At 69.8% G+C, this 26,055-nt stretch carries 30 protein-coding genes; 11 read left to right on the forward strand and 19 right to left on the reverse strand.

Features of this window, described 5'->3' with window-relative positions:
- Positions 1-66 precede the first annotated feature (66 nt).
- Both G7071_RS00430 and G7071_RS00435 read left to right on the forward strand, forming a co-directional pair.
- Positions 67-549 carry a DUF2505 domain-containing protein gene (locus G7071_RS00430; protein WP_166313664.1) on the forward strand — a complete coding sequence of 161 codons (483 nt, stop codon included), beginning with the start codon at positions 67-69 and terminating at the stop codon, positions 547-549.
- A gap of 1 nt (position 550) precedes the next feature.
- Positions 551-1,039: a DUF2505 domain-containing protein gene (locus tag G7071_RS00435; protein WP_166313666.1), complete on the forward strand. Its 489-nt coding sequence runs from the start codon at positions 551-553 to the stop codon at positions 1,037-1,039.
- 191 nt (positions 1,040-1,230) lie between these two features.
- On the opposite strand, the gene G7071_RS19535 is transcribed toward G7071_RS00435, so the two are convergent.
- The 4 genes from G7071_RS19535 to G7071_RS00450 are packed head-to-tail and all read right to left on the reverse strand — an operon-like array spanning position 1,231 to position 4,783.
- Positions 1,231-1,359, reverse strand: coding sequence for a hypothetical protein (locus G7071_RS19535; protein WP_281351711.1), 129 nt, complete (start codon positions 1,357-1,359; stop codon positions 1,231-1,233).
- Positions 1,356-2,990: an L-glutamate gamma-semialdehyde dehydrogenase gene (gene pruA, locus G7071_RS00440; protein ID WP_166313668.1), complete on the reverse strand. Its 1,635-nt coding sequence runs from the start codon at positions 2,988-2,990 to the stop codon at positions 1,356-1,358. Before pruA ends, G7071_RS19535 begins: the two co-directional genes overlap by 4 nt.
- Before the next feature lie 9 nt (positions 2,991-2,999).
- Entirely contained in the window at positions 3,000-3,332 is a 333-nt protein-coding gene (locus tag G7071_RS00445; RefSeq protein WP_166313670.1) for a DUF6912 family protein, read from the reverse strand.
- Positions 3,329-4,783, reverse strand: a complete 1,455-nt coding sequence (locus tag G7071_RS00450) for a WS/DGAT/MGAT family O-acyltransferase (protein WP_166313672.1) — start codon at positions 4,781-4,783, stop codon at positions 3,329-3,331. The genes G7071_RS00445 and G7071_RS00450 overlap by 4 nt, the downstream gene beginning before the upstream one ends.
- 111 nt (positions 4,784-4,894) lie before the next feature.
- Here G7071_RS00450 and G7071_RS00455 point away from each other — a divergent pair, with 111 nt between their 5' ends.
- Together G7071_RS00455 and G7071_RS00460 are read left to right on the forward strand one after the other, a co-directional pair.
- Positions 4,895-5,356, forward strand: a complete 462-nt coding sequence (locus G7071_RS00455) for a hypothetical protein (RefSeq protein WP_166313674.1) — start codon at positions 4,895-4,897, stop codon at positions 5,354-5,356.
- A gap of 1 nt (position 5,357) precedes the next feature.
- Positions 5,358-6,734: a hypothetical protein gene (locus tag G7071_RS00460; protein WP_166313676.1), complete on the forward strand. Its 1,377-nt coding sequence runs from the start codon at positions 5,358-5,360 to the stop codon at positions 6,732-6,734.
- On the opposite strand, the gene G7071_RS00465 is transcribed toward G7071_RS00460, so the two are convergent.
- The 3 genes from G7071_RS00465 to G7071_RS00475 all read right to left on the reverse strand — a co-directional run bounded on the left by G7071_RS00465 (position 6,735) and on the right by G7071_RS00475 (position 10,080).
- On the reverse strand, positions 6,735-8,057 hold the full coding sequence (locus G7071_RS00465) for a calcium-binding protein (RefSeq protein WP_166313678.1): 1,323 nt from the start codon (positions 8,055-8,057) through the stop codon (positions 6,735-6,737).
- A gap of 117 nt (positions 8,058-8,174) precedes the next feature.
- Positions 8,175-9,422 (reverse strand): CpaE/TadZ family protein, encoded by a 1,248-nt coding sequence (locus G7071_RS00470; RefSeq protein WP_166313680.1) that lies wholly within the window; start codon positions 9,420-9,422, stop codon positions 8,175-8,177.
- A 13-nt stretch (positions 9,423-9,435) separates the two neighbouring features.
- Positions 9,436-10,080 (reverse strand): hypothetical protein, encoded by a 645-nt coding sequence (locus G7071_RS00475; protein WP_166313682.1) that lies wholly within the window; start codon positions 10,078-10,080, stop codon positions 9,436-9,438.
- 156 nt (positions 10,081-10,236) lie between these two features.
- Here G7071_RS00475 and G7071_RS00480 point away from each other — a divergent pair, with 156 nt between their 5' ends.
- A complete protein-coding gene (locus G7071_RS00480) occupies positions 10,237-10,479 on the forward strand; it encodes a helix-turn-helix domain-containing protein (RefSeq protein WP_166313684.1) in 243 nt (80 codons plus the stop codon).
- Between the two features lie 5 nt (positions 10,480-10,484).
- On the opposite strand, the gene G7071_RS00485 is transcribed toward G7071_RS00480, so the two are convergent.
- From G7071_RS00485 to sigE, 3 genes are read right to left on the reverse strand one after another with little or no spacing between them, the layout of a single operon-like run.
- On the reverse strand, positions 10,485-11,846 hold the full coding sequence (locus tag G7071_RS00485) for a S1C family serine protease (protein ID WP_166313686.1): 1,362 nt from the start codon (positions 11,844-11,846) through the stop codon (positions 10,485-10,487).
- Positions 11,843-12,409, reverse strand: a complete 567-nt coding sequence (locus G7071_RS00490; protein WP_166313688.1) for a hypothetical protein — start codon at positions 12,407-12,409, stop codon at positions 11,843-11,845. Before G7071_RS00490 ends, G7071_RS00485 begins: the two co-directional genes overlap by 4 nt.
- Positions 12,406-13,011 carry an RNA polymerase sigma factor SigE gene (gene sigE, locus G7071_RS00495; protein WP_166313690.1) on the reverse strand — a complete coding sequence of 202 codons (606 nt, stop codon included), beginning with the start codon at positions 13,009-13,011 and terminating at the stop codon, positions 12,406-12,408. The genes G7071_RS00490 and sigE overlap by 4 nt, the downstream gene beginning before the upstream one ends.
- A gap of 344 nt (positions 13,012-13,355) precedes the next feature.
- Here sigE and G7071_RS00500 point away from each other — a divergent pair, with 344 nt between their 5' ends.
- The gene (locus G7071_RS00500) at positions 13,356-13,853 is read left to right on the forward strand and encodes an O-methyltransferase (protein WP_425489404.1); all 498 of its coding nucleotides are present in this window, start codon (positions 13,356-13,358) and stop codon (positions 13,851-13,853) included.
- Between the two features lie 27 nt (positions 13,854-13,880).
- On the opposite strand, the gene G7071_RS00505 is transcribed toward G7071_RS00500, so the two are convergent.
- From G7071_RS00505 to G7071_RS18635, 3 genes are read right to left on the reverse strand one after another with little or no spacing between them, the layout of a single operon-like run.
- Positions 13,881-14,219 (reverse strand): hypothetical protein, encoded by a 339-nt coding sequence (locus tag G7071_RS00505; RefSeq protein ID WP_166313692.1) that lies wholly within the window; start codon positions 14,217-14,219, stop codon positions 13,881-13,883.
- Entirely contained in the window at positions 14,216-15,754 is a 1,539-nt protein-coding gene (locus G7071_RS00510; protein WP_246210258.1) for a leucyl aminopeptidase family protein, read from the reverse strand. Before G7071_RS00510 ends, G7071_RS00505 begins: the two co-directional genes overlap by 4 nt.
- A gap of 2 nt (positions 15,755-15,756) precedes the next feature.
- Entirely contained in the window at positions 15,757-15,924 is a 168-nt protein-coding gene (locus G7071_RS18635) for a DUF3117 domain-containing protein (RefSeq protein ID WP_206062859.1), read from the reverse strand.
- Positions 15,925-16,095: 171 nt separating this feature from the next.
- Between G7071_RS18635 and G7071_RS00520 the strand changes: the two genes are divergently transcribed.
- Positions 16,096-16,899 (forward strand): enoyl-CoA hydratase/isomerase family protein, encoded by an 804-nt coding sequence (locus G7071_RS00520; RefSeq protein ID WP_166313696.1) that lies wholly within the window; start codon positions 16,096-16,098, stop codon positions 16,897-16,899.
- Here the strand turns inward: G7071_RS00520 and G7071_RS00525 are convergent, their stop codons facing one another.
- The 5 genes from G7071_RS00525 to dapE are packed head-to-tail and all read right to left on the reverse strand — an operon-like array spanning position 16,900 to position 20,207.
- Positions 16,900-17,646, reverse strand: coding sequence for a M14 family zinc carboxypeptidase (locus G7071_RS00525; RefSeq protein WP_166313698.1), 747 nt, complete (start codon positions 17,644-17,646; stop codon positions 16,900-16,902).
- Entirely contained in the window at positions 17,643-18,068 is a 426-nt protein-coding gene (locus G7071_RS00530; protein ID WP_166313700.1) for a hypothetical protein, read from the reverse strand. Before G7071_RS00530 ends, G7071_RS00525 begins: the two co-directional genes overlap by 4 nt.
- A gap of 15 nt (positions 18,069-18,083) precedes the next feature.
- Entirely contained in the window at positions 18,084-18,383 is a 300-nt protein-coding gene (locus G7071_RS00535) for a DivIVA domain-containing protein (RefSeq protein WP_246210265.1), read from the reverse strand.
- A 4-nt stretch (positions 18,384-18,387) separates the two neighbouring features.
- Positions 18,388-19,116, reverse strand: coding sequence for an LOG family protein (locus G7071_RS00540; protein WP_166320846.1), 729 nt, complete (start codon positions 19,114-19,116; stop codon positions 18,388-18,390).
- Between the two features lie 23 nt (positions 19,117-19,139).
- The gene (gene dapE, locus G7071_RS00545) at positions 19,140-20,207 is read right to left on the reverse strand and encodes a succinyl-diaminopimelate desuccinylase (protein WP_166313702.1); all 1,068 of its coding nucleotides are present in this window, start codon (positions 20,205-20,207) and stop codon (positions 19,140-19,142) included.
- A gap of 69 nt (positions 20,208-20,276) precedes the next feature.
- Between dapE and G7071_RS19540 the strand changes: the two genes are divergently transcribed.
- From G7071_RS19540 to G7071_RS00560, 4 genes are all read left to right on the forward strand, one after another.
- Positions 20,277-20,399, forward strand: a complete 123-nt coding sequence (locus G7071_RS19540) for a hypothetical protein (protein ID WP_281351712.1) — start codon at positions 20,277-20,279, stop codon at positions 20,397-20,399.
- Positions 20,396-21,118 carry a TIGR03619 family F420-dependent LLM class oxidoreductase gene (locus tag G7071_RS00550; RefSeq protein WP_246210267.1) on the forward strand — a complete coding sequence of 241 codons (723 nt, stop codon included), beginning with the start codon at positions 20,396-20,398 and terminating at the stop codon, positions 21,116-21,118. Before G7071_RS19540 ends, G7071_RS00550 begins: the two co-directional genes overlap by 4 nt.
- Positions 21,119-21,338: 220 nt before the next feature.
- Positions 21,339-21,959, forward strand: coding sequence for a hypothetical protein (locus G7071_RS00555; RefSeq protein ID WP_166313704.1), 621 nt, complete (start codon positions 21,339-21,341; stop codon positions 21,957-21,959).
- A 14-nt stretch (positions 21,960-21,973) separates the two neighbouring features.
- Positions 21,974-22,753 (forward strand): hypothetical protein, encoded by a 780-nt coding sequence (locus tag G7071_RS00560; RefSeq protein WP_166313706.1) that lies wholly within the window; start codon positions 21,974-21,976, stop codon positions 22,751-22,753.
- A gap of 56 nt (positions 22,754-22,809) precedes the next feature.
- Here the strand turns inward: G7071_RS00560 and ileS are convergent, their stop codons facing one another.
- A complete protein-coding gene (gene ileS / locus G7071_RS00565; protein ID WP_166313708.1) occupies positions 22,810-26,034 on the reverse strand; it encodes an isoleucine--tRNA ligase in 3,225 nt (1,074 codons plus the stop codon).
- Positions 26,035-26,055: the final 21 nt, after the last annotated feature.

Raw genomic sequence — 26,055 nt, forward strand, 5'->3', positions numbered from 1 at the left:
CCGATTGTGACGCACACAACACGGGTGGCGTAGTCACCGCGGCGGGCCTCGGCGATGATGTCCCGCATGCGCCTCCACCACGAGATCACCTATGAAGCGACGCCCGACGAGGTCTTCGAGATGTTGGGCGACAAGGCCTTCCGGGTGAAGGTCAGCGAGGCCCTCGACGTGGTCTCGCACGACATCGACGTGACCCGCACCGGCGAGGGATTCACCTTTGTCAACGACCACGTGCAGAAGACCGCAGGACTGCCGTCGTTCGCGGCCAAGTTCACCGGCGACACCACCCGCGCGATCCAGCGCGAGGTGTGGGAGGACAGCAGCGGCGCCACGGTGACGATCGACTCCCCCGGCAAACCTGCACAGATCGCCGGCACCATCTCCCTCGCCCCGAACGGCTCAGGCACCCTCGAGACCATCGAGCTGGACCTCAAGATCAAGATCCCGCTCCTCGCCGGCAAGCTCGAGCAGCTCCTGCACGACACGATCGTCGAGAGCATCGACGTCGAGCACGCCGTCGGCCAGGCCTGGCTGCGGGGCGAGCGCTGAGATGTCCAAGCGCATCCACGAGCAGCTCACCTACCCAGCCGCGACGACCGGCCAGGTCGCCGCGATGCTGGCAGACCCCGCCTTCCGTGAGGAGGTCGCGACCTACCAGCGCGCCCTGCGCAGCTCTGCCGCCACCACCGGAACCGGTGACGCCCGCACAGCGCGCATCGAGGTCGTCCACGGCACCGACCATGTCCCGTCGTTCGCCCGCAAGTTCGTCGGCGAGGAGATCTCCATCATCTCGGAGGAGACGTGGACGTCCGACTCGCACGCCGACGTCGCGGTCACGATCCCGGGCAAGCCCGGGGACGTGTCGGGCACCCTCGACCTCGCGCAGGTCGGGGACGACGTCGTGCAGAGCCTGCAGCTGACCGTCAAGGTCGGCATCCCGCTGGTGGGCGGGAAGCTCGAGGACCTGATCGTCGGGCTGCTGACCAAGGCCTACCGTGCGGAGAACGCCGTCGGCCGGACGTGGTTGGCCGCCACCTGAACCGAACCTTCCTGTCGTGGATGGTCTTCCGGACGCCGACGAGTGGACGCCGACTGGTTGCCTCGGCTGACGGCAGCTGCACGTCGACGCACCTGCGTCGAAGTTCGCCCGGCGACCCGGGCTCGAGCCCGTACTTCCACGCAACTGCGTGGACCCTCATCGCGACCCCGCGAGCGGGCCCCACTGCGGCGTCAGTCGCCGGCCTCGTGCCGCCGGCGCCACCAGATCACGAGGCCGAGCAGCAAGAACGGGCCGAACGCCAGCGCGATGGTGAGGGCCTGCTCGATCGGGTGCAGGGCGCCCAGGTGGAGAACGGTCACTCGGCGTCCATGTGGGGATAGCGGTGGTCGGTCGGCGGCACGAACGTCTCCTTGATCGAGCGCGGTGACGTCCAGCGCAGCAGGTTGACCGCGGCGCCGGCCTTGTCGTTGGTGCCTGAGGCGCGACCCCCGCCGAAGGGCTGCTGGCCGACGACGGCGCCGGTCGGCTTGTCGTTGATGTAGAAGTTGCCGGCAGCGAAGCGGAGCTCACGACGGGCCCACGCGATCGCGGCGCGGTCCTGGGCGATGATCGCCCCGGTCAGGGCGTACGGCGCGAACGACTCCATCTGGGCGACGACCGACTCGAAGCGGTCGTCGTCATAGACGTGCACAGCCAGGATCGGGCCGAAGTATTCGTCCGAGAACATCTGGTCGGTGGGGTCGGTCGACTCCACGATCGTCGGCCTGACGAAGTAGCCCACCGAGTCGTCGGTCTGTCCGCCCGCCAGCAGCGTCAGGTGACGGCTCTTCTTGACCCGGGCGATCGCCGCCTTGTGCTTGGCGAACGCACGGTCGTCGATCACCGCGCCTATGAAGTTGGAGAAGTCGGTGACGTCGCCCATCGCGAGCCCGTCGGTGTCGGCGATCAGTTGGTCCTTCATCTTGTCCCACACCGACCTGGCGACGTATGCACGCGACGCGGCGCTGCACTTCTGGCCCTGGTATTCGAAGGCGCCCCGCAGCATCGCGACCCGGACGACGTCGGGGTCGGCACTGGGGTGGGCGACGATGAAGTCCTTGCCGCCGGTCTCCCCGACGATGCGCGGATAGGCGCGATAGCCGGCGATGTTCTCACCGACGGTGCGCCACAGGTGCTGGAACGTCGGGGTCGAGCCGGTGAAGTGGATCCCCGCGAGGTCGGGGCTCGCCAGGGCCACCTTCGACACCTCGAGGCCGTCGCCGGGCAGCATGTTGATGACACCGGGCGGCATCCCGGCCTCCTCGAGGAGCTCCATCGTCAGCGACGCGGCGAGCTGCTGGGTCGGAGACGGCTTCCAGATGACCGTGTTGCCCATCAGCGCCGGGGCGGTGGGCAGGTTGCCGGCGATCGCGGTGAAGTTGAACGGCGAGATCGCATAGACGAAGCCCTCGAGCGGCCGGTGGTCGGTGCGGTTCCAGATGCCGGGGCTGTTGGCGATCGGCTGGTCGGTGTGGATCTGCTTGGCGTAGTGGACGTTGAAGCGCCAGAAGTCGATCAGCTCGCAGGCCGCGTCGATCTCGGCCTGATAGGCGGTCTTGGACTGCCCGAGCATGGTGGCGGCGTTGATCCGCTGGCGCCAGGGCCCGGCGAGCAGGTCGGCGGCCTTGAGCAGGATCGCGCACTTGTCGTCGAACGGCATCCGCTGCCACGGCAGGGCGGCAGACTTGGCCGCCTTGAGCGCCGCCTCGGCGTCCTTGGTCGTCGAGTTCTTCAAGACCCCGAGGACGTGCTGGTGGTCGTGCGGCTGCACGACCTTGATCTCGGCGCCCCCGCCGTTGCGCTTCTTGCCGTTGACGTGAGCGCGCAGGGTGTGCTGCTTGCTCTCGAGTCGGGCGAGCTCCGCCTTGAGGGCGGCCCGTTCGGGGCTGCCGGGGGCGTAGGTCAGGTTGGGCTCGTTGGTGGGAGCCGGAGGGAAGGTGATCGCGTCCATGACCCGACCCTAGTCACCTGCGATGAGCTCCGGAATTTCCTGGATCCCATACCAGGCGAGGTCGTCGTCCGGATCGGCGTCCGCGTCGGTGTCGACGTGCACCGCCGCCCACCTCTTCTTCGGTATGGCGCCTGCAGGCTCGACCACGTCGGCGACCAGGACGACGCGCCGACCTGCTCCGTCGAGCTGCTCGGCGGAGGCGTCGGCGGCGGTCATCAGGGCGGCGTACTCCGCCTCCTCGGACTCGTCCTCGGCCGTGAACCTCTCGCAGTGCTCAGGCACTTCACCGGCTTCGTCGGCCCCGCGGAGCGTGGCGAGGGTGAGGGGCAGATAGACCCTCACCGCTTCGGCTCCTTGGGGGTCGCAGCCTTCTTGCGCCCGCGCGGAGCGCGCTTGCGGGTGTCGCTGGCGGACTCCTTCAGCTCGTCGAGCGCCTCGAGGATGCAGGCACCGAGCGTGTCGACATCGGCGAGGGCGTCCCGGTCGGCGGTGATGCCGTAGAACACACCGCCGTTGTAGGAGGTGACGCCGATGGAGAGGGCGTGGTCGGGCAGGAGCGGGTGAACAGGATAGGTCTCGATCATCTTCGCTCCCCCCGAATAGAGGGGGAACTGCGGACCGGGGACGTTGGTCACCGACAGGTGGAAGCCACGGCGCTGCTCCGCGGCCGCCACCCGGGATCCCAGGGCGTGGAACGTGGTCGGCGCGAAGCCAGAGACACCCGCGAGCCGCTCGGCACCGACACCGCGACCGGTCTCCTTGTGTGCCCGGAAGCTGTAGCTGACCTGGTGGAGTCGCACGACCGGCGACGGCTCGGAGATCGGCAGGTGGACCAGGTGCCCGGTGACCTGGCTGCCGAGCGAGGTCGGTTCGAGCTCGTCGTCGATCACCGACATCGGCACGATGGCCTTGACCGACTTCAGGCCTGCCATCGACTCCGTGCGGGTCATCAGCCAGCCGCGCAGGCCGCCCGTGATCGTGGCCAGGATGACGTCGTTGATGGTGCCGCCGTGGACGCGCCGGATCCGCTTGTAGTCGTCCAGCTCGGTGTGGATCGACAAGAAGCGCCGCTGCTGGGACAGCCGTCGGTTGAGTGGCGACGACGCGACCGGCTTGCGGCCGGCAAGCGCGCCCGTCAGGTCGCCGACCCGCTGACGGGTGGCATTCGCCGTACGCAGCAGGGCCTGGGTGTTGGCCTGCACCGTGTTGACCACGGTCGCCGGCCGCTCGATGGAGTCGGTGAGGGCGCCGATGGCCAGGGACAGCGCGTCGGGGCGGTTCTGCGGGCGCCACTCGTCGTGCCCCAGCTCAGGACGGTCGGGCTCGGTGTCGAGCAGCACCTGACCGATGTCGACGGTCTCCCGGCCGTCGACCAGGATCTGGTGGCTCTTGGTCAGGACGGCCACCCGTCCCTGCGCCAGCCCCTCGATGAAGTAGATCTCCCAGAGGGGTCGCGAGCGGTCCAGGGGACGCGACACGATCCGGGCCACGAGCTCGCGGAGCCGACCGTGGTCCCCAGGAGCCGGCAGCGCTGAGCGCCGGACGTGATAGCTCAGCTCGAAGTCGGTGTCATCCACCCAGACCGGTGTCGCCAGCCGCCCCGGCACCGTCTGCAACCGCTGGCGATAGCGAGGGACGAAGGCGATGCGATCCGCGATCAGCTCGACGAGCGCGGCGTAGTCGAACCCGGACTCCCCCGGCTCGAAGATCTCCAGCGTGGCGTTGTGCATCGGAGTTCGCGGTGACTCAGCCGCCAGGAACGCCAGGTCGCGCGGCCGCAGGCGCTCGTCCATGTCTGCCCCTTCGTGAGGTGCCGTGCGCCACGGCCAAGGACCCTGGTGCCGGCATTGATGCTCCGCGTGGGATTGTGGCAGAGGAACAGTCGTGAGATGAGGAGAACCCCCTTGAGCAGCACCACCGCCGTCCGCTCTCGCCCCCTGACAGCCCTCGCCGTGAGCGTGGTGCTTGCCCTTTCCCTCAGCGGTTGCGGCGAGAACGAATCCGACAGCGACTCCGCCGCTGCACCCGAGCCGAGCGCCAGTCAGTCGTCGGAGCAGGAGCCCAGCGCGACGGAGAGCCCCACGGCGGCACCCGCCGAAGAGCCCGACGACGCCATCCAGATCACCTTCGAAGGCAACACCGTCAGCCCCAACGGCGACCGGGTCAGGGTCAGCGCAGGCGAGAAGATCACGCTGGCCGTCACCGCGGACGCTCCCGGTGAGCTGCACGTGCACTCCACGCCTGAGCAGGTGCTCGCCTACAACCCCGGCACGAGCGACCTGTCGCTGACCCTCGACGTGCCCGGCATCGTCGAGGTGGAGTCGCACGAGCTCGGCGTGGTGGTCGTGCAGCTCGAAGTCCGCTGACGTGGACGACCGGATCCTGGCCCACGGGCTCGGGGGCGCCAAGGACCTGCCCCTGCCGCTCGCTCTGACCGTCGCCGGCGCCGTCGCCGCCCTGGTCATCTCGTTCACCGTCCTGGCCCTGGCCTGGCGCGAGCCACGCTACGACAGCGCCACGAGCGGCCGCCCCGCCCCGGAGTGGCTGGATCGGTTGGTCTCGTCGACCGCCTGGCGGGTCTGGTGGCGGGTCTTCGGCATGGCGTGGCTGCTCTATGTGGGATGGGCGGCCGTCGCCGGGTCGGACACGCTCATCAACCCGACCCTGGGCGTGTTCTACGTCCTGCTGTGGGTGGGGATCGTCCCGCTGTCGGTCCTCCTCGGCCCCGTGTGGAGGGCGATCAGTCCCAGCCGGACCATCAACCTGTTGCTGGCCAAGGTGTCCGGCAGCGACCCGGACGTCGGGCTCTACACCTATCCCCCACGGTTGGGCTACTGGCCCGCCGCCGTCGGGCTCTTCGCCTTCGTCTGGCTCGAGCTGGTCCACCCCGGGTCCACCGACGTCGGCACCGTACGGCTGTGGTTCGCCACCTACCTCGGCATCATGCTGATCGGCGGCGCCCTCTTCGGAAACCGCTTCTATGCCCACGCCGACCCGTTCGAGGTCTATTCCAGCCTCTGCGCCAAGCTGTCCGTCTGGGGGCGCCGCGACGGCTCCGTCGAGACCGTCGCAGGGCGGCCGGACGAGGACAGCCGCCTGGTGCTCCGCTCCCCGCTCGCCAACCTCGACACCACCGACGCCCGGCCCGGCCTGGTGGCCGTGGTCGCCGTGCTCTTCGGGAGCACCGCCTTCGACTCCTTCCGCGAGTCGACGCCGTGGGTGAAGTTCATCCAGAGCAGCTCGCTCGAGAGCACCCTGCTCAGCAACCTCGGTCTGCTCGGGTTCTGTGCGGGCGTCGGCCTGGTCCTCGCGATCGGGACGATGGCGACCGGCCTGCGCGCGGTCGGGGAGGACGGCGGCATACGCAGATCGACTCTGCCCGACCTCTTCGCCCACTCAGTCATCCCGATCATCGTGGGCTACATCGTGGCCCACTACCTGACCTACTTCGTCATGGTCGGGCAGATGACGCTGATCCAGCTCAGCGACCCGCTGAGTCGCGGCGACGACCTGCTCGGCCTGTCCGACATGACGGTGAACCCATGGCTGTCCTACCACCCGACGTTCGTCGCCACCGTCAAGGTGCTGGCGGTGGTCACCGGACACGTCCTGGGTGTCGTGGCGGCCCACGAGCGAGCGGTCCGGCTGCTGCCGGTCAGGCACCAGCTGACCGGTCAGCTGCCGTTGCTGTTCGCGATGGTCGGCTTCACCGTCGGTGGGCTCTACCTGCTGTTCGCTGCCTGATCAGGCCACGAAGCCGGGCATGACCGGTCCGTGGACCGGCAGGTCCGCGGCAGCACGCGCGAGCGGGGAAGCAGTCCTCTGCAGGGGTGCGGCGAGCTCGATCGGACCGTAGGGCCACCCCTCGGGGAGGTAGTTGATGACGGTGACCGACTCACAGGACTTCATCGTGTCGCTGGGCTTGTCGAGCGGGTCGATGCGACCGATGTAGATGACGCGGTCGTTCTTGCCCTCGAGCGGAGTGCCGGCGTCATCGGAGTCGTCGCAGTAGAACTCGTCCCGGGCACCGTCGTCGAAGAGGTAGATCGTGTCGTTGCCCTGTTCGGAGTAGACCTTGTCCGCGCCTCGACCGACGAAGATCGTGTCACCGTCCTCGTCGCCCTTGATGTAGAGGTCGTCGCCGTCGCCGTCGACGATGACGTCGCTCCCCGGGCCGCCGCTGAGCGAGTGGTCGTCGCCCACGCCACCCTCGAGGTAGTCGTCACCCTCGCCACCGATCAGCTTGTCCCGACCGTCGCCACCGATGAGGCGGTCGTTGCCGGGGCCGCCGTTGATCTCCGGGAGGCCCTCCTTCGCGCTGCGACCGTCACCGACCGGGGCGATGCCGTCGTCACCGGGGCCGCCGTCGAGGAAGTCGTTCCCGTCACCGCCGTTCATGTTCTCGTTGCCCTCGCCGCCGGTGATGCTGTCGTCACCCGACGCACCAGCCAGGCTGTCGTCACCGGGGCCGCCGTCGATCGTGTCGTTGTCGCCGCTGCCGTCGAGGTAGTCGCTGCCGTCGCCACCGACGATGTTGTCGTTGCCGGTGCCGCCGGTCACGCGGTCGTTGTCGGGGCCCGCGTCGATCGTGTCGTCGCCGTCGGCGCCGTCGATGATGTCGACACCGGGGCCCCCGATCAGCACGTCGGAGCTGCCCTGGCCCTGGATCCTGTCGTCGCCCTCTCCACCATCGAGGGTGTCGAGACCAACGGCGCCGAGCAGCGTGTCGTTGCCGACGCTGCCGTTGATGGTGTCGTCGCCCGAGCTGCCGGCGAGCTTGTCGTTGCCGGTGCCCCCCTCGACGCGGTCGTTGCCGGGACCGGACTGGACGTTGTCCGAGCCCGAGCCGCCGTCGACCTTGTCGTTGCCGGGGCCGGACAGGACCTTGTCGTTCCCGCCCTTGCTCTTGATCTTGTCGTTGCCGCCCATGGAGACGATCCGGTCCGGCTTCGAGGTGCCGTTGATCTTGTCGTTGCCCTGGGTGGCGTTGCCGGCGAAGGCCAGCGCGGGGGCCGACAGGCACAGGGCCAGGACGGCGGGGGCGACGATGCGACGAGTGCGGGTCATGGAGTTCCTTCACTGATGTGCTTGGCAACAGGAAGTCAACAGCAGGGCCACAGACCCTCGCGGCCGAATGGCGAAACTCCGTGGTTAAAGAAATACGTAGGGGTGCAGCCGGTGGGGTCAGCGCACGGACCTTCGGCGTCTCAGTCGAGTCCTGCGGGTGGCGGAGCCGACGACCGACGCCGGCGCGAGCGCATCGACGAGCCCGCTCAGGGCGCGCGGCAACGGACCGTCCGAGACCTCGGGCAGGGCCCGCCCGGCGACCAATGCACGGTCAGTCACGGCCTGGTCCCACGGGAGGAAGTGGAGACTGGAGACCCGAGAGAAGCCCTCCACCATCCCGGCGATCTCCCGCTCGCTCCAGCCCAGGCTGGCGCGCATCTTGTTGACCACGACCCGCACCGGCGCCCCACCGGTGACGTCGCGCAGATCCACCAGGGAGCGTGCCAGGCGGGAGAGACCCACCGGGTCGGCGGCACCGACCACCACGATCTCGTCTGCCAGCGTCAAGGACGTCACGGTCATGGCGTTGCGCGAGGGGCGGGTGCCGAAGTCACCGGTCGGGTCCCCCTCGACGCTGAAGCCGGTGTCGACCACGACCTCGCCGGCCTCCCGGGCCTCGTCCAGGAGCGTCTCCAGATGGCTCGACCTGACCTCGATCCACCGGTCGGCCCGCGGCAGCCCGGTCACGACCGAGAGACGCTCGCCGATCGCCCGCGTCGTCGAGGCGAACCGTTCCCCGAGCTGGCCGGCGCCGGCCAGCCGGACCGCCGAGAGGAGTCCTGACACCTCGTCGAGGATGCCGAGCTGCTGGGCGATGCCGCCGCCATAGGGATCGGCGTCGACCAGCACGCAGTCGGTGTTTCGCCTGGCCAGCTCCGCCGCCACGGAGACCGCCACCGTGGTGCGGCCGGGTGCCCCGCCGGGACCCCAGACCGCCAGCACCCGCCCCCGGGTCTCAGCAGTCGCCGGCGGAGCGGGCTCCGCATCGCCACGGACGCGGGTGTCAGCAACGGCCTCCACGGTGGAGACCACCTCGGCCAGGGAAGCCAGGTCAGCGTCCGGGACGAGCGTGGAGATGCCCAGTCTCTGGGCCCGGCCCACGACCCTCGGATCGGCGGCGTCGCCGGCGCACACCGCGACCGGACGAACTGCGTGGCGGCGCAGGTGGGCAAGCGCGGCGGGGTCGAGCCCCGGCGCGTCGAGCCCGACCACTGCCACGTCGGTCTGGCCGCTGGTCGCCGTGGCCAGCAGGTCATCGACGTCGACGCACCGCTTGAGGACGACGATGCCGCCGGCCCGGGTCAGCGTGGCGAATGCGTCCGACTCCCAGGCGGCACCCGAGGCCATCATCAGCACACAGATCATCGAGAAGACCCTCTCAGCTGCGGACGAGGACGCGGACGCGTTGGTCCTCGCTCGCGGCCAGGATCTCGGGCAGTGCGTCCGACTCTGCGTCAGGCACCCCCAGCACCAGCTGCCGTCCGCGACTGACACTGCCCAAGGAGTCGGTCTGGGACGGCGCATCGATGACCGTCACGTCCGAGAGCACAGTGGTCGGCTCAGCTGCGCGTCCGGTCGCGCTCGCGTCGTCGCCGTCGTGGATGACCAGCAGCTCGATCACCGAACCGGCGCCGATGTTGGTGGGGACCAGCTCGGGCGGGAAGGCCAGGGACACGATCACGACGTCCTCCTCCTCGCCCGACCTGAGCGCCCCGGCGGGCACGAGCTCCCCTTCGCCCAACCCTCGGGTCAAGCGGGTGTCGGACGGCAGGGGTTCGGAGGCCACGAGATAGCGGGCCAGGTCGGCGGGGTCACCGAACCGGACCGACGACGCGACCAGGTCCTCCTGGGCGATCGTGTCGCCGGGAGCCAGGTCGCGCGCCGCCGCCCACACCCGGATCGAGTCGTCGGCGGACCCCAGGATCCGCGCACCCGCCAGGAGCGAGGCGGCCACGATCGCCACCCCGACCCACAGTCGCGGATCTCGCCAACCCGGAGGCCGGGTCCGGGTGGCAACGGGCACGTCGGAAGGAGTGTGGGTCCGAGACACCCGGTCATCATGGCCGTGCGCCCGTCCCGTGACGAGGCTCGGTCCACAGGTGCAAGAAGACTCAACCGTTCTCCACAGGTCGGAGGGACGGTGCGCCCATACCCGACAGGCAGGTGGCACCATGGCGCCATGGCCGCCACTCCCCGCTTCCTCACGCTGGCAGACGTGGCGGAGGTGCTCAACACCTCCAGCGCGCAGGTCTATGCGCTCGTCCGCCGCGGCGACCTGCCTGCGATCAAGATCGGCGGCCGGGGGCAGTGGCGGGTCGAGGGCAGCGAGCTCGAGAAGTTCATCGAGCGGATGTATGCCGAGACGCAGAGCTTCGTCTCGGCCCACCCGTTCGTGGAGGACTCCAGTCGCGGCGACAGCTAGCCGGGTCAGCCGACCTCTCCGTCGAGGGTGATCTCGACGGACTGCTCGTCATTGCCCCGACGGACCGTGAACTCGATCGTCTCCCCGGGTTGATGGGTGCGGATGGCCACGATCAGGGCGATCCCGTCGGTGACCGGCTGTCCGTCGACCTCCGTCACCACGTCGTCCTTCCTCAGCCCGGCGGCCTGCGCGGGGGTCCCCTCGTTGACCTCGGTGATCAAGGCACCCGACGAGTCCGTGCCCCCGGTGCGGACCTGGGCCCCGATGACCGGATAGCGCGCCTCCCCGGTCTTGAGGATCTGGTCGGCCGTGGTGCGCACCTGCTCGATCGGGATCGCGAAGCCCACACCGATGTTGCCCGATCCGCCACCCATCAACCCGCCCCCGGTCGTGGCGATCGCGGAGTTGACCCCCACGACCTCGCCGGCGAGGTTGACCAACGGCCCACCGGAGTTGCCCGGGTTGATCGCAGCATCTGTCTGGACCGCGTTGATGTAGGAGGAGGTGTTCTCCTCGTCGCCGGTCGTCACCGGACGGTCGAGGGCACTCACGATGCCCGACGTCACCGTCTGGCTCAGTCCGAGCGGGGATCCGAACGCCACGACCGGGTCACCGATGCGAAGCACCCGTGACGACCCCAGGGCCGCGGGCTCGAGCCCGGCGGCGTCCTTCACCTGCAGGATCGCCAGGTCGTAGACCGGGCTGCGGCCGATCACCGTCGCATCGTGGCGCACGCCCTCGGAGTCCACGACCTTGATCGGGTCGCTGCCCTCGGCTGCGGACGCGACGACGTGGTTGTTGGTCACGATGTGACCCTGACGGTCCAGGACGAAACCAGAACCCGTGGCCCCTGCGTCCTCGCCCTCGAAGGCGGCGATGATCTGCACCGTGCTGGGAAGCAGCGCCTGGGCGACGGCCGGCACCGAGCCGTTGTCTGCCTCCAACGGTGCCGCGTCCTGCGTCTGCACCGAGTCCAGTCCGCCGTCGTAGGTCGTGGGCCCGTCGTCCAGGCGCTGCTGACCGAGGGCGCCCAGGAAGCCCCCCACGAGCCCGAGCACCAGCGAGAGCGCCGCGATCACCGGCCACGTCCAGCCGGGCACCGAGCGCCGCGCGTGAGGGGCCGCGATGTCTGGCCGGGGGCCGGCCTCGGCGTACGACGTCGTGGGCTGCGCGCCCTGCATCGGCCCCGGCGAAGGGGCGGGTCCCCACGGAGAGGACGGCGGCGGGATCGGGGTGGGCCCGGGAGCCGGGCTGGCACCTGGGTGTGAGTGTGACGGCGACGTCCAGCCCGTTCCCGAGATCGGCTGGGTCGGGTCGGTCTCGGGGTGGCCGTGCCCTTGCTGCGGGCTGTCGTCGTGGTCGCTCACGGTGCCATTGTCACCCGGGGACCCTTGCTCACCACTACGACCGCCGGGGTACTTGCACCGGGCGAGGTCTTGCGGAGGTCGTCGCGCGCGCCTCGTCGGCGGGCCACCCGGTCCTGGGTGCGATCGACCGTCGGGGTCGCGGTCTGGATCGGCCGGCCGAGGTCGGTGACCGGCGCCCGACGATCCAGCTGCTGCGACGTCAGGGGCGAGCCGAGCGCGAGCAGACCGACGACCGCTGCACCCGCCGCACCCCCGCCGATGGCGGCCAGCGACCGGTGGCGTGAGCGAGTGGACACGGTCGCGAACGGGACGGGAGCCAGCATCGGCGCCGGCCCGTCGTCGCGCGCCGACGCCAGGAGGGAGTGCTTGAGGCGGTCCGGCGCCTCTCGCCCGGTCCGGTCGGCCATGGACAGGCCGGCGAGCTGGGTCTTGACCCAGCCCTCACGCTCCACCAGGTCGCGACAGGGATGGCACTCGTGGACGTGCGCCCAGGCGCGCTCCTCCTCGTGGAGGGGCAACCTGCCGTCGAGCAGGGCGCTGACCCGGGAACCGAGGTGCATCATGAGCCCGACCCTCGGGCGTCCCGCGCGGTGGGCACGTCGTCGCTGACCCCCGCATAGCGTTCGCGGCCCGACGTCGGGGCGCGATGGACCAACGCCCGACGCAGCATCGCTCGGCCGCGGTGGATGCGCGAACGCACCGTGCCGAGCTTGGCGTCGAGGATGTCCGCGATCTCCTCGTAGGTCATGCCCTCGACGTCGCACAGCACGACCGCCGCCCGGAAGTCGGGGGGCAGGGTCGCCAGCGCCAGCTCGATGTCGGCGTCGAACCGCTGGTCGGCGTACGCCGTGTCGGGTGCCCCGTCGGCGCTCTCCAGCCGCGCAGCCCGCTCGTCGGAGAGCGCGTCGAAGCGGAGGCGTTGCTTGCGGCGGGCACCGTCGAGGAACAGGTTGGTGGTGATGCGGTGCAACCAGCCCTCGAAGGTGCCGGGCGTGTAGGTCTCCAGGGAGCGGAAGACCCGGACGAACACCTCCTGCGTGAGGTCCTCGGCATCGTGGCGGTTGCCGGTGAGACGGTAGGCGAGCCTGAAGACGCGGTCGGAGTGGTTCTCGACCACTTCGTCCCAGGTGGGCACGCCCACGGTGACCTCGCTGGAATCCCTCATCGGTGCCCCTTGGCGCTCGAGCTGCTGATCGGACAGTGTCCTGACCTCTTCCAATCTAGGCAGCGGCCCTGAGAGGACCCTGTGAAAGCAGCCAACGAGCACAGCCCCGTCGGTGTTCCCGCCCGAGGGTGGTGGGGCGATAGAGTCCCTGCCACGCGTCGTGCGATGCGTCCGCCGTCAGGAGGCCCACCATCACCACCCCGATCAAGCCCGCGAGCTGGACCTATGCCGAGCAGTTCGTTGCGGAGGACGAGTTCCTCGTCGCCGCTCGTGCCCGCGCCGAGGAGGTCGGAGTCGCGCCGATCGGCTCCGGCTGCGGCGCGGCCCTGCGCTTCCTGGCCTCCGTGCTGGACGCCCGAGCCGTCGTCGAGATCGGCACCGGCACCGGCGTGTCTGGCCTGTGGCTGCTTCGCGGGATGCGCTCCGACGGGGTCCTGACCACCGTCGACATCGAGGCCGAGCACCAGCGCCTGGCCAAGGAGACGTTCGCCGACGCAGGCATCGCCAGCAACCGGGCCCGCACCATCACCGGGGCTGGCCTCGACGTCCTCCCGCGCCTGACGGACGGTCACTACGACCTGGTGTTCTGCGACGGCGACAAGCGCGAATACGCCGCCTACATGGCCGAGGCCCTGCGCCTGCTCCGGCCCGGCGGCGTGGTCGCCTTCGACAACGCCCTGTGGCACGACCGCGTCGCCGATCCGGCCCAGCGGGACGAGGAGACGACCGCCATCCGCGACCTCGGCCGGGCCGTCGCCGACAACGAGTCGCTCGTGCCGGTGCTGCTGCCCGTCGGTGACGGGCTCCTCATGGCCAAGAAGGTCTGGGAGCCCGAGGCCTGAGCGCGGGCGGTCGGCCGACCGTCCGATCTAGGCGCGAGCGGCGGCGGTGAACCCGTCCCAGCCCTCGGCGATCGCCACGATCTCGCACGCCTCGATCAGGACGGGCGCAGAACCCACGATGACCGACACCGGCGACTCGGCTGCCCCGGCGGTGAACGTCTCCTGGAACTGCTCTCTCGCCTCGTCGTCGGCGAAGACGTAGGAGCCCTCGAACCACTGTCGCGGGACCATCCGCCAGGTCTTGTGGGCAAGCCCGACCATGCCGGTGAACCGAGCGTGCGAGGTGTCCGCGACGTATGTCGCCAGCTCGTCCTCGACTCCCTGGTGGGCTTCGGTCAGCGACCACCGCACGGTGAGACCCTTCATTCCACGATCCCTTCCAGTGGCGCGTGCGAGCCGAGCCAGGCGAGGAGGAGACGGGGTCCGAACCCGGTCGGTCCCTCGGTCCATTCGTAGCGCTCCGCGGGTGCCTCCGCAACGGAGGCGAAGTCGATGTGGGCCCACGGAACGTCTCCGGCGAAGTGCTGGAGATAGAGGGCCGCGGTGATCGCGCCGGCGCCACCGGCAGCGTTGTCGCCGTCGGCGACCTTGGACTCGATCCGATCCTCGTAGTCCCGCACGAGCGGCATGCGCCAGACCAGCTCACCGGATGCGACCGATGCCTCGGTCAGCCGCTCGGCGAGGCCCTCATGGTTGGCGAAGACCCCGGCGGTTCCTTGGCCAAGGGCCACCTTGATCGCACCGGTGAGGGTGGCGATGTCGACGAGGACGTCGGGCCGGAGCTCGGCCACGGCATAGGCCATCGCGTCGGCCAGGACGAGGCGTCCCTCGGCATCGGTGTTGTTGACCTCGCTGGTGCGGCCGCCGTAGTGACGGATCACGTCGCCCGGGCGCATCGCCGAGGCGCCGATCGCGTTCTCCGCGGCGGGGACCAGGCCGACCACCCGGACCGGGCAGTCGACGTCCCGCAGGGCAGCCATGGTGGCGAGGACAGCAGAGCCACCGGACATGTCGCGCTTCATCGCGAGCATGCTCGCTGCCGGCTTGATGTCCAGGCCGCCACTGTCGAAGGTGATGCCCTTGCCGACCAGGACCACGGTCGGCGTCGAGCGCGTGACCTTCCGCGGGGCGTAGTCGAGTCGGATCAGCCTCGGCGGCGAGGCGGATGCACCACCGACGGCCAGCAGGCCACCGAAGCCGTCCTCGGCCAGCCGAGCCTCGTCCCAGATGGTCGCCTCGAGTCCGGCGGCGACAGCGATCTCGGATGCCTGCTCGGCCAGCCAGGCCGGCGTCTTGAGGTTGGCAGGCACGGTGGCCAGCAACCGCGAGCGCCAGCCTGCCCCGCCCGCGGCGAGGGCTCGAGCGAGCTCCTCATCGGCCGCGTCGTCGCTCGTGCCGGCCAGGACGATGCGAGAGACCGGGCGCTCCGTCGGTCCGTCGGATCGCCAGTGGAAGCCGAACGAGCCCAGCATCGCGCCGACGACGAACGCACCCAGCGCTCCCTCGGGAGCGATCGAGGTGATAGACGTCGCCACGCTCGCGCGGTCCTTGGCGGCACGCGCCAGGCTCGCCCCGGCGCGGCGGAACGCCGTGGTCGACCCGTCCCCCACCCCGACGAGCATCAGCAGCTCGACCTCGTCGTGGACGACCGGGACGGTGATGACCTCACCGGTCCGTCCCGTGGCCCGGTGGGCCTCGAGGATCGCGAGGAGGTCGAGCGCGAGCAGCTCACCCGCCTCCGCCGCTCCTGGACCCAGCGCGACCGAGGAGTCGTCGCCGTCCGCGGGAACGACCGGCAGTGCCCAGATCTGAGCACCGCCGATCTGGTGCGGCAGTGCGGCGCTGAGCGCGAACTGCGGCGGTGAGACCTGGTCGGGGAGCTGCTGCGACGTCGCGGCCACGATCAGCCGACGACCTCCTTGAGCGCGTTGCCGAGCGCCCCCGCCTCGTCGGCGTTGAGCTCGACCACGAGTCGGCCACCACCCTCGAGCGGGACACGCATGACGATGCCCCGGCCCTCCTTGGTCACCTCGAGCGGTCCGTCACCCGTCCTGGGCTTCATGGCGGCCATCGGCGCACCTCTTCCTGACTCTGTGGGAGTCCCACCCAGCGATGGCTCCACATGCGAAATCGAGGCGGCATGGCCTCCTCGACGGCGTCGTACGGATCCATTATCCCCCATGACCGGCGTGACCGGGACCACAGGGCTGAGCAACCGCGGCGATCGGGCACACTTCGTGGCATGACCGAGCCCAGCGCCCCACCCGTCCTCCTCGCCGTCGAAGGCGGAATCGCCACGATCACGCTCAACCGGCCCGAGGCCATGAACAGCCTCGACATCGCGACCAAGGAGCTCCTGCGCGACACGGTCGAGAGCGTCGCCGCCGACGACTCGGTGCGCTGCGTGGTCCTGACGGGAACGGGTCGGGGCTTCTGTGTGGGCCAGGACCTCAAGGAGCACATCCAGCTTCTCGAGAGCGGCTCCAGCGACGAGCTGTTCACCACCGTCGAGCGTCACTACAACCCCATCGTGACGGCGCTCGCCACCATGCCCAAGCCGGTCGTCGCGGCCGTCAACGGGGTGGCTGCCGGTGCCGGCGCGTCCCTGGCGATGGCCTGCGACATCCGGGTGCTGGCCGACACCGCAGGATTCAACTTCGCCTTCGCCGGCGTCGCACTCTCCTGCGACACCGGGGCGAGCTACCACCTGCCCCGCCTGGTCGGTCAGGCCAAGGCACTCGAGCTGCTCTACTTCCCCAGCACCATCTCGGCCGCTGACTCCCAGGAGATCGGGCTGGCCAACCAGGTCGTCCCGGCGGCCGAGCTCGATGACACCGTCCATGCCCTCGCCACCCGGCTGGCCGCCGGCCCCACCGTGGCCTTCGCCTCGATCCGTCAGTCGGTCGCCTACTCGGCCCAGCACTCGTTCGCCGACTCGCTCGCCAACGAGGGCCAGATGATGAACCGCACGGGCGCCACCGCCGACCACGCCGCGGCCGTGACCGCGTTCGTCGCGAAGCAGAAGCCCGTCTTCGAGGGGCGCTAGCTAGCGCCCCACCCGACGGGCACCGAGGGCGCGGAGCAGCTGCCGGGGCGCTTGCACGACCATGCGGTGCCGGGTCGGGCGGGCGCCATACTCCACCGTGAGGGCGGAGCCCGTGAAGTTGGCGTTGAACCAACCGGTCATGGTGCCGTGGCACCGGCCCCCGCAGTCGAGCCTGGTCCGCGGCAGGCGCAGCTCTCGGGCCAGCCGCCGGGCGAAGCGCGGGTCCTTGGTGTCGGTGTCGACGCCCACGAGCGGCTGGTGGAAGCTGATCAGCCGCACCGGGTCGACGCGGCGCAGGAAGCGCATCAGTGCCCTGGTCTCGGGTTCGCTGGCCGGGCCGGTGCCCGACTCGTGGCTGCCGTCGAGATCGACCCAGTCGTTGGGGTAGTTGCGGTTGAGGTCGACTCCGCGCGCGTTGCGACGGGTGTGGCGCGCGAGCCCGTCGGGGTTGTAGGTCGGGACCACCCACAGGTCGATGCCCCGGATGCGCCGCCCGTCGCGCAGGCTGGTGAGGATCTGGCGCGTGTGCGGCTCGTTGCCGTGCATCGTCGAGACGAGCACGACCCTGCGCCGTCCCGGCTCCCCCAGTCTCCAGGCCCGGATCGGCCTGCCCGCGACGGACGTGCCGATCACCGCGCGTTCGACGACAGCCCGCGGTGGGGTGTCCTGCGCCGCGTACGTCGATGCCGGCGCCCACGGCAGCACGAGACCGAGCAGCAGCGCCGCCGCGACAGCCCTGCGGGTCATACGGCTGCCGTGAGGTAGGCGTAGGTGAAGACCAGGACGCCGACGAGCAGCCCGACGTGGGCCAGGATCGACAGGCCGGGGCCCTGGCTCCAGTTGTCCGTCGCGGCCGGCTGCGCGTGCTTCCCGCGGGCCGGGAGCCAGCGGGCGAGGATCATCAGCCCGATGACCGTCGTCACCCACAGGAGCCCCAGCGCAGCGATGCCAACGGCCGCCCCGCCCAGGGCACCGTCGGCCGGGAAGACCAGGAAGAGCACCCACAGGAACAGCGCGAGCCCACCGACGGCTGTGTGGGCGAGAAGCAGCCGGTCGCTGATCTGCAGGCGCCCCGCGGCACCCTCTTCACGCCCCAGGCGGAGTCGGGTCAGCACGACCACCACGACTGCCAGTGGAGTCAGCACATAGACGAGCACTTCGAGGAACATTCTGCGGAGTGTGCCTCAGACAGGCTCTTCGCCGCCACGCAGGCGCTCCTCGCGGGCCTCCTCCTCGGCTGCCGTCCCCCGGTCGAGCTGGTCGGCGAGACGAGCGAGCAGTGTGTCGACCTCACTCATCCGATAGCCGCGGAAGGCCAGCGAGAACCTCACCCGCCGCAGGTCGTCCCCGGCGAGCCGGCCGGCGGGCACGCGCACGTCGGGCCGGTCGTCGTACTCCTCCGGCAGGGCGCCTGTGCGGCCTGAGGCCACCACGGCGACCGCGGCCATCGCCAGCACCACCAGGACTGCGAACAACCACATCATCGGCTCACTCCGGACGCTCGGCTTCGGGGGTCTCGATCGCGCCCGCGCGGGCGCGGACCATCAGCTGGACGGCTTCCTCGAGGTCATCGGTCACGGTGAACATGTCGAGGTCCGCGGCGCTGATCTTGCCCTCGGCGAACACCGTGTCGCGGAGCCAGGTCACGAGCCCTTGCCAATAGGCGGTTCCGACCAGGACCACCGGGAACGAGGTGACCTTCTGGGTCTGCACCAGGGTCAGGGCCTCGAAGAGCTCGTCGAAGGTGCCGAGGCCCCCTGGCAGCACGACGAATCCCTGGCTGTACTTGACGAACATGGTCTTCCGGGCGAAGAAGTATCGGAAGTTGATGCCCATGTCGACCCACTGGTTGAGGCCCGCCTCGAAGGGCAGCTCGATCCCCAGCCCGACGCTCGCACCGCCGGCTTCGCTGGCACCCTTGTTGGCCGCTTCCATCGCCCCCGGCCCGCCGCCGGTGATGACGGCGAAGCCCTCCTCGACGAGCCGTCGTCCCACCTGCTCGGCCAGCTCGTAGTCGGGATGGTCGACGGGTGTGCGCGCGGAGCCGAAGACCGCGATCGCAGGCCCGAGCTCGGCCAGCGCCCCGAAGCCCTCGACGAACTCGGCCTGGATGCGGAGCACGCGCCACGGATCGGTGTGGACCCAGTCGGCCGAGCCCGCCGAGTCGAGGAGTCGCTGGTCGGTCGTGCCCTGGTCGACCTGGCCGCGGCGAGTCATCACCGGGCCCTTGAACCGCGCCTTCACGCCAGCCACTCCTTGAGCAGCCGCTCGCAGCGCACGATGTGCTCGATCGGCACGTGCTCGTCCTGCTTGTGCGCATAGGTCGGGTCGCCGGGCCCGAAGTTGACCGCCGGGATGCCGAGTGCGGTGAAGCGGGCCACGTCGGTCCAGCCGAACTTCGGAGCGACCTCGCCACCGACGGCCTCCACGAACGCCTTGGCCGCTGGGCGGTCGAGGCCGGGCAGCGCACCGGGCGCCATGTCGGTGACGGTGACGTCGAACCCGTCGAAGAAGTCGCGCACGAAGGCCTCGGCGTCGGCCTCGCTCCGGTCGGGGGCGAACCTGAAGTTGACCTCCACCACGCACTCGTCGGGGATCACGTTGCCTGCGACACCGCCGTGGATCCGGGTCGCGTTCAGGCCCTCGTGATAGGTCAGTCCATCGATCACCGGCTGACGGGCGACGTATTCCTGGAGTCGCGCGAGGACCGGTGCCGCCGCGTGGATCGCGTTGACGCCCCGCCAGCTGCGCGCTGAGTGTGCGCGTTCGCCCGAGGTGCGGACGTCGACCCGCATGGTCCCCTGACAGCCCGCCTCGACACTCGCGTTGCTCGGCTCCATCAGGATGGCGAAGTCGGCACGCACCAGGTCGGGGTCGCTCTCGCTGAGCAGCCGCAGACCGTTGTGCACCGAGGCCACCTCTTCGGCCTCGTAGAAGATGAACGTGATGTCGCGACTGGGCTCGGTGACGTCCGCTGCGAGCTTGAGCATCACCGCGTCCCCGGCCTTCATGTCGCAGGTCCCCAGGCCGTGGAGCAGGTCGGCGTCGCGCCGAGCGGGCAGGTTGTCGTTGAGCGGCACGGTGTCGAGGTGTCCGGCGATCACGACTCGTTCACCGCGGTCGAGGTCGGTGCGGGCGACGATGGTGTGGCCCCGCCTGGTCACGGTGAGGTGCGCCAGCGCGCGCAGGGCGTGCTCGACGGCGTCAGCGATCAGCGCCTCGTCGTGGGAGACCGACTCGATGTTGACCAGCTGCTCGGTCAACGAGACGACGTCGGTGCCGAGGTCGAGGGTGGGGGCATGGGCCATGCATTCATCCAATCATCCCCGCGCACACGACAGACGACACGGAACGAGAACGTGTTCTAGTCTGCAGCCATGCGAAACGGAGTCGTCCTCTTCACCAGCGACCGGGGCATCACGCCGGCGGCCTGTGCCCAGGCTGCCGAGGAGCGCGGCTTCGACACCTTCTACGTCCCGAGCACACCCACATCCCGGTGAAGCGGCAGGCCGCACACCCGGGCACGGGCGACGAGAGCCTGCCCGACGACCGCTACATGCGCACCCTGGACCCGTGGGTCTCGCTGGCCACTGCTGCGGCAGTGACGTCCACGATCCGTCTGGCCACGGCGGTCGCGCTCCCCGTGGAGTCCGACCCGATCACGCTGGCCAAGACGATCGCCACCCTCGACCACCTCTCGGGCGGCCGGGTCACCATCGGAGCCGGCTTCGGCTGGAACACCGACGAGCTCGCCGACCACCACGTGCCTGCCGGCAAGCGGCGAACGGTCCTGAAGGAATACGTCGAGGCGATGCGCTCACTGTGGACACAGGAGGAGGCGTCGTACGGCGGGGAGTTCGTCTCCTTCGGCCCCTCCTGGGCCTACCCCAAGCCCGTCCAGGCGCACATCCCTCTCGTCATCGGCGCCGAGGCCGGGCCGAAGACCGTCGCCTGGATCGCTGCCAACGCCGACGGCTGGATGACGACCCCACGCACCGAGGGCATCGCCGACAAGTCCAAGCTCCTGCATGAGGCATGGGTCGAGGCCGGGCGCGACGGGTCTCCGCAGATCCACCTGCTGATCACGAGCAGGCCTGCTCCCGAGGACTTCGCCACGTGGGTCGAGGCGGGCGTCACCGACCTGATCTGGGGCGTCCCCGACGCCGAGGAGGGCGTCGTCGTGGGTTATCTCGACAAGATCTCCGCGCGGCTTCCTTAGGGGTCGAGGCGAGAGCGGGCAATGGCCCGTTCGTGCCATGAAGAACGAGCCCACCGGGGGATGCCCGCTCGGTGTGACCTGCGTCACCATCGACGTGGTCGTCACCTCTCGGGAACTTTGGCCTGCCCGCCCACGCGGGCATCGAGATCACGAGAGCCCCGACGCCGGTCCGCCCGAGGTCGTTCACCCGTCGGGCATCCCTTCAGGTCAAGGAGACAGGATGAATTTCTCAGCAACGGGAACGACCCGGACGACCGACGCGTCCCACCACCGACGTCGACGCTCGGGCACGCTGCTCCTGCTCGTGGGCCTGGCGTCGGGACTCATCTCGGTCACGAGTCCGGCGGGAGCCGACACGCCCCAGCCTGACGGTGGCCCCGACGGCGGGGATCACGCGTGGTGCTATCTCTCCAGCTTCAACCAGCAGACCGCAGCCGACGCGGCCATGACCCGGTTGCGCAACCAGACCGATGTGACCACGTTCTACCCCGGGTCGTGCCAGGAGCACACCGACGTGCGGTGGCGACAGGGCGACCTCTCCGGAGCCTACGGACAGGCGCTGTGCGTCGCGACCCGGGCCAACGGGACGTGCGACATCCACAACGTCACGCTCGACATGGGCACGATCAACGCCGCTGCCCGACCCATCGACCAGCGCACCAAGACAAGTTGTCACGAGCTCGGGCACACCGTCGGGGTCCGCCACTACTGGGACAACGACTTCCCGGGCAACGACACCGCACACAGCTGTCTGCGCTCGGGCGAGGTGACCGCCAACTGGACCAACATCACGCTGTACGGCAACCACCACAAGACCCAGCACATCAACGAATCCTTCTGACAGGAGCGCACGCCATGCCGAAGATGCTCTCGACGGTGACTGCCGCGGTCGCCCTCTCCCTGCTCGCCAGTGCCTGCAACAGCACCCAGGTGACGGACGCCGGATCGACGCCGGGACCGACCAGCCGCGTGCACGCGGCCACCGCGGACGCCGCGCCGGGCGACGCTGCCGTGGACGCTGCGGTGGTGCGTGGTCGCAGCGAGTACGACTTCCCCGCCACCGCGTCCGTCTCCCAGGCGGCGCGCCGGGTCTCCTCCGTCGTGGTCGGCGAGGTCGTCGGCTGGGCGGACGGACGCTCGAGCGTGGAGTCGGACGGCTCCGGCTACGAGTCGTTCCTCTACAACGCCGTCCTGACGGTCAAGGTCTCGACGTCCAGGTCGGCCGGGCACCGCCCCGGCGACCTGATCAGCGTCGAGGTCCAGCGAGGCGGTGAGGTGAAGGTCGACGGCGCTGCCCCGGAAGGGACCGAGCCGGTCGTCGCCTCGATCGACGAGCTCGCCGCGGCGGTGCCCGTCGGCACCAGGGTGATCCTGCTGGCGTCCCCGGCTCCGACGGCCGCGGAGCTGCGACAGCAGACCCCCGGCATCGAGGTGCGTGGTGACGGAACCGGCACGACACCCGGGACGACGCTGGTCCGACCCCACGTGCAGGGACTGTTGTTCCGCGACGAGACGGGCGCGTTCGCCAGCGGGGTCGCCGACCACGAGGAGGAGTGGGGCTGGCTGCCGAGCGGCACACCGGTCGACAAGGGCTTCGGACACCTCGTGGCCGAGATCAACCGCTTCCACCAATGACCCACTGACCTTTGGCCAGCGAGCCCGTCTGACCCCTCCGGCGACCACGGAGCGGGTCAGACCGCGGTGACCTCCACAGCGACGTCCGGCCCTTCGGCATAGGACACGGACGTGGCCAGGGTCTCCTGGGCCAGCAGCCGCTCGTGTGTCCTTGCGGCGGTGACCAGGTCGACTGGACCGCTCACCAGCAGCGAGATCCGGTCGCTGACGTCGAGACCCGCGTCGCGTCGGGCCTGCTGAACCGAGCGGATGAGGTCACGGGCGACACCTTCGGCCTCGAGCTCGGGCGTCACGGCGGTGTCGAGGACGACGAAGCCGCCGCCCGGCAGCATGCCGGTGGCCGTGTCGGCACCGGTGTCGGCGGCGACGGTCTCGAGGGAGAACTCCCCCTCGACGAGCACGAGCCCACCCGACGTCACGGTCCCGTCGTCCGAGAGCGACCAGTCGCCCGTCTTGGAGCCCTTGATCGCCAGCTGTACGTCCTTGCCCAGCCGAGGGCCGGCAGCGCGGGCGTTGACGGTGAGCCGCTGCTCGACGCCATAGGCGTGGGCCTCGTCGGTGGCGACGTCGAGGAGGCGCACGCTCTTGACGTTGAGCTCGTCGGCCACGATCGAGGTGAACGGCGCCAACTGGTCCGGGTCGGCGACCACGACCGTCAGCTGGGACAACGGCAGGCGGTTGCGCAGGCTGGCGGCCTTGCGGAGCGCCGACCCCGCGGAGCAGACCTCGCGGATCGAGTCCATCGCAGTCACGAGCTCGTCGTCGGCCGGCAGCTCCTCGGACAGCGGCCAGTCGGTCAGGTGCACCGAGCGCTCGCCGGTGAGTCCTCGCCATACCTCCTCGCTGACCAGCGGCAGCAACGGCGCCGTCACCCGGCAGACCGTCTCGAGCACCGTGTAGAGCGTGTCGAAGGCGTGGGTGGAGTCGCTGTTCCAGAACCGCTCACGCGAACGGCGGATGTACCAGTTGGTCAGCGCGTCGAGGAAGGAGCGGGTGGAGTCGCAGGCGTTCGCGACCTCGTAGTTGTCGAGCTCGTGGGTCATGGCGGCCACGTAGTCACGCAGCTTGGCCAGGATGTAGCGGTCCATCGGGTGGCTGCTGCTGGTGCTGCGCGTCGCGGCATAGGACTCGGCATTGGCATAGAGGCTGAAGAACGACCAGCTGTTCCACAGCGGGATCAGCACCTGGCGCACCGAGTCGCGGATGCCCTGCTCGGTGACGACGAGGTTGCCGCCGCGCAGGATGGGCGAGCTCATCAGGAACCAGCGCATCGCGTCGGCGCCGTCGCGGTCGAAGACCTCGCGCACGTCGGGATAGTTGCGCAGCGACTTGCTCATCTTCTGCCCGTCGCTGCCCAGGACGATGCCGTGGCTGACGCAGGTGGAGAAGGCCGGCTTGTCGAAGATCGCGCCCGCCAGGACGTGCATCGTGTAGAACCAGCCGCGCGTCTGGCCGATGTATTCGACGATGAAGTCGCCCGGGAAGTGCCCCTCGAACCAGTCGGCGTTCTCGAACGGGTAGTGCACCTGGGCGAAGCTCATCGAGCCGGAGTCGAACCACACGTCGAGCACGTCGCTGACCCGGCGCATCGTGGACTGACCCTCCTCCGGCGAGCGCGGGTCGTCGGGGTTGGGGCGCGTCAGCTCGTCGACGAACGGACGGTGGAGGTCGGGGTTGCCCTCGTGGTCGACCGGGAGCCGACCGAAGTCGCGCTCGACCTCCTCGAAGGAGCCATAGACGTCGAGGCGCGGATAGGCCGGGTCGTCGGACTTCCAGACCGGGACCGGGGAGCCCCAGAAGCGGTTGCGGGTGATCGACCAGTCGCGGGCGTTCTCCAGCCACTTGCCGAAGGAGCCGTGCTGGATGTGGTCGGGCACCCAGCGGATGTCCTCGTTGAGCTCGAGCAGCCGCTGCTTGACCGCGGTCACCTCGACGAACCACGACGAGACACCCTTGTAGATCAGCGGCTCGCGGCAGCGCCAGCAGTGGGGGTAGGAGTGGTCGTAGGTCTCGCGGCGCAGCAGCACGGTCCCGGGGGTGACCGACCCGCCCGCGTCGCCCCTGGTCGCGGCCTTGAGGTGGTCCATGATCTGCAGGTTGGCGTCGAAGACCAGCATCCCGGCGTACTCGTCGACCGGTGCGGTGAAGCGCCCGTCCTTGCCGACCGGCATCACCGGCTCGATTCCTTCGCGGTCGGTGACGATCTTGTCGTCCTCACCGAAGGCGCCGGCCGTGTGCACCAGACCGGTGCCGTCCGTGGTGGTCACGAACTCCGCCGGCACGAGGCGGAACGCGTTGTCGTGGCCGAGGTAGTAGGAGAACGGCGGGGTGTAGGCGCGACCGACGAGCTCGGCGCCGGTCCGGCGAGCGACGATCACCGGCTCGTCGCTGTCGGGGTAGAGCTCCTTCTTGTGCGCCGACAGCCGCGGCTCCGCGACGAGATAGCGCGCGGTCCGGTCGGTGCCGGGAACAGGAGCCTCCACGACGACGTAGTCGATCTCCTCGCCCACCATGACCGCGAGGTTGGAGGGCAGGGTCCACGGAGTCGTCGTCCACACCAGGGCGAGCACCCCGTCGAGGTCGTCGCCGCGGTCCTCGAGGCGGACACCGACCGTGACGGCCGGGTCCTGACGCAGCTTGTAGACGTCGTCGTCCATGCGCAGCTCGTGGTTGGACAGCGGGGTCTCGTCGTTCCAGCAGTAGGGCAGGACCCGGAAGCCCTCGTAGATCAGCCCCTTCTCGTGAAGCTGCTTGAACGCCCACATGACCGACTCCATGAACTCGGGGTTCATCGTCTTGTAGTCGTTCTCGAAGTCCACCCAGCGCGCCTGTCGGGTGACGTAGTCGCGCCACTCGCCGGTGTACTTCAGCACCGACTCGCGGCACGCGTCGTTGAACTTCTCGATGCCCAGGTCGTGGATCTCGTCGGTGGTCTTGAGCCCCAGCTGGCGCATCGCCTCGAGCTCGGCGGGCAGTCCGTGGGTGTCCCAGCCGAAGCGGCGCTCGACGCGCTTTCCGCGCATCGTCTGGTAGCGAGGGATCAGGTCCTTGACGTAGCCGGTCAGCAGGTGGCCGTAGTGCGGCAACCCGTTGGCGAACGGCGGTCCGTCGTAGAAGACGAACTCACCGTCGGTCTCGGCGTCGCGCTGGTCGATGCTCGCCTGGAAGGTGCCGTCGGCGTCCCAGTAGGCCAGCACGGCTTCCTCGATCGCCGGGAAGGACGGCGAGCTGGTGACGGCCTTGGGGTTGCCGGACGTGTGCGAGACCAACGGATAGGTCATGGGTGGTGGCTCCTGCTCGAG

Origin of the sequence: Nocardioides piscis (assembly GCF_011300215.1) — a bacterium.
Taxonomy (GTDB): Bacteria; Actinomycetota; Actinomycetes; order Propionibacteriales; family Nocardioidaceae; genus Nocardioides; species Nocardioides piscis.

Bases quoted from the DNA above. Each gene is read 5' to 3' on its own strand.
- G7071_RS00430 (WP_166313664.1), top strand. From the start codon at position 67: ATGCGCCTCCACCACGAGATCACCTATGAAGCGACGCCCGACGAGGTC.
- G7071_RS00435 (WP_166313666.1), top strand. From the start codon at position 551: ATGTCCAAGCGCATCCACGAGCAGCTCACCTACCCAGCCGCGACGACC.
- pruA (WP_166313668.1), bottom strand. From the start codon at position 2,990: ATGGACGCGATCACCTTCCCTCCGGCTCCCACCAACGAGCCCAACCTG.
- G7071_RS00450 (WP_166313672.1), bottom strand. From the start codon at position 4,783: ATGGACGAGCGCCTGCGGCCGCGCGACCTGGCGTTCCTGGCGGCTGAG.
- G7071_RS00465 (WP_166313678.1), bottom strand. From the start codon at position 8,057: ATGACCCGCACTCGTCGCATCGTCGCCCCCGCCGTCCTGGCCCTGTGC.
- G7071_RS00470 (WP_166313680.1), bottom strand. From the start codon at position 9,422: ATGATCTGTGTGCTGATGATGGCCTCGGGTGCCGCCTGGGAGTCGGAC.
- G7071_RS00480 (WP_166313684.1), top strand. From the start codon at position 10,237: ATGGCCGCCACTCCCCGCTTCCTCACGCTGGCAGACGTGGCGGAGGTG.
- G7071_RS00490 (WP_166313688.1), bottom strand. From the start codon at position 12,409: ATGATGCACCTCGGTTCCCGGGTCAGCGCCCTGCTCGACGGCAGGTTG.
- sigE (WP_166313690.1), bottom strand. From the start codon at position 13,011: ATGAGGGATTCCAGCGAGGTCACCGTGGGCGTGCCCACCTGGGACGAA.
- G7071_RS00505 (WP_166313692.1), bottom strand. From the start codon at position 14,219: ATGAAGGGTCTCACCGTGCGGTGGTCGCTGACCGAAGCCCACCAGGGA.
- G7071_RS18635 (WP_206062859.1), bottom strand. From the start codon at position 15,924: ATGGCCGCCATGAAGCCCAGGACGGGTGACGGACCGCTCGAGGTGACC.
- G7071_RS00520 (WP_166313696.1), top strand. From the start codon at position 16,096: ATGACCGAGCCCAGCGCCCCACCCGTCCTCCTCGCCGTCGAAGGCGGA.
- G7071_RS00525 (WP_166313698.1), bottom strand. From the start codon at position 17,646: ATGACCCGCAGGGCTGTCGCGGCGGCGCTGCTGCTCGGTCTCGTGCTG.
- G7071_RS00530 (WP_166313700.1), bottom strand. From the start codon at position 18,068: ATGTTCCTCGAAGTGCTCGTCTATGTGCTGACTCCACTGGCAGTCGTG.
- G7071_RS00535 (WP_246210265.1), bottom strand. From the start codon at position 18,383: ATGATGTGGTTGTTCGCAGTCCTGGTGGTGCTGGCGATGGCCGCGGTC.
- G7071_RS00540 (WP_166320846.1), bottom strand. From the start codon at position 19,116: ATGACTCGCCGCGGCCAGGTCGACCAGGGCACGACCGACCAGCGACTC.
- dapE (WP_166313702.1), bottom strand. From the start codon at position 20,207: ATGGCCCATGCCCCCACCCTCGACCTCGGCACCGACGTCGTCTCGTTG.
- G7071_RS19540 (WP_281351712.1), top strand. From the start codon at position 20,277: ATGCGAAACGGAGTCGTCCTCTTCACCAGCGACCGGGGCATCACGCCG.
- G7071_RS00555 (WP_166313704.1), top strand. From the start codon at position 21,339: ATGAATTTCTCAGCAACGGGAACGACCCGGACGACCGACGCGTCCCAC.
- G7071_RS00560 (WP_166313706.1), top strand. From the start codon at position 21,974: ATGCCGAAGATGCTCTCGACGGTGACTGCCGCGGTCGCCCTCTCCCTG.
- ileS (WP_166313708.1), bottom strand. From the start codon at position 26,034: ATGACCTATCCGTTGGTCTCGCACACGTCCGGCAACCCCAAGGCCGTC.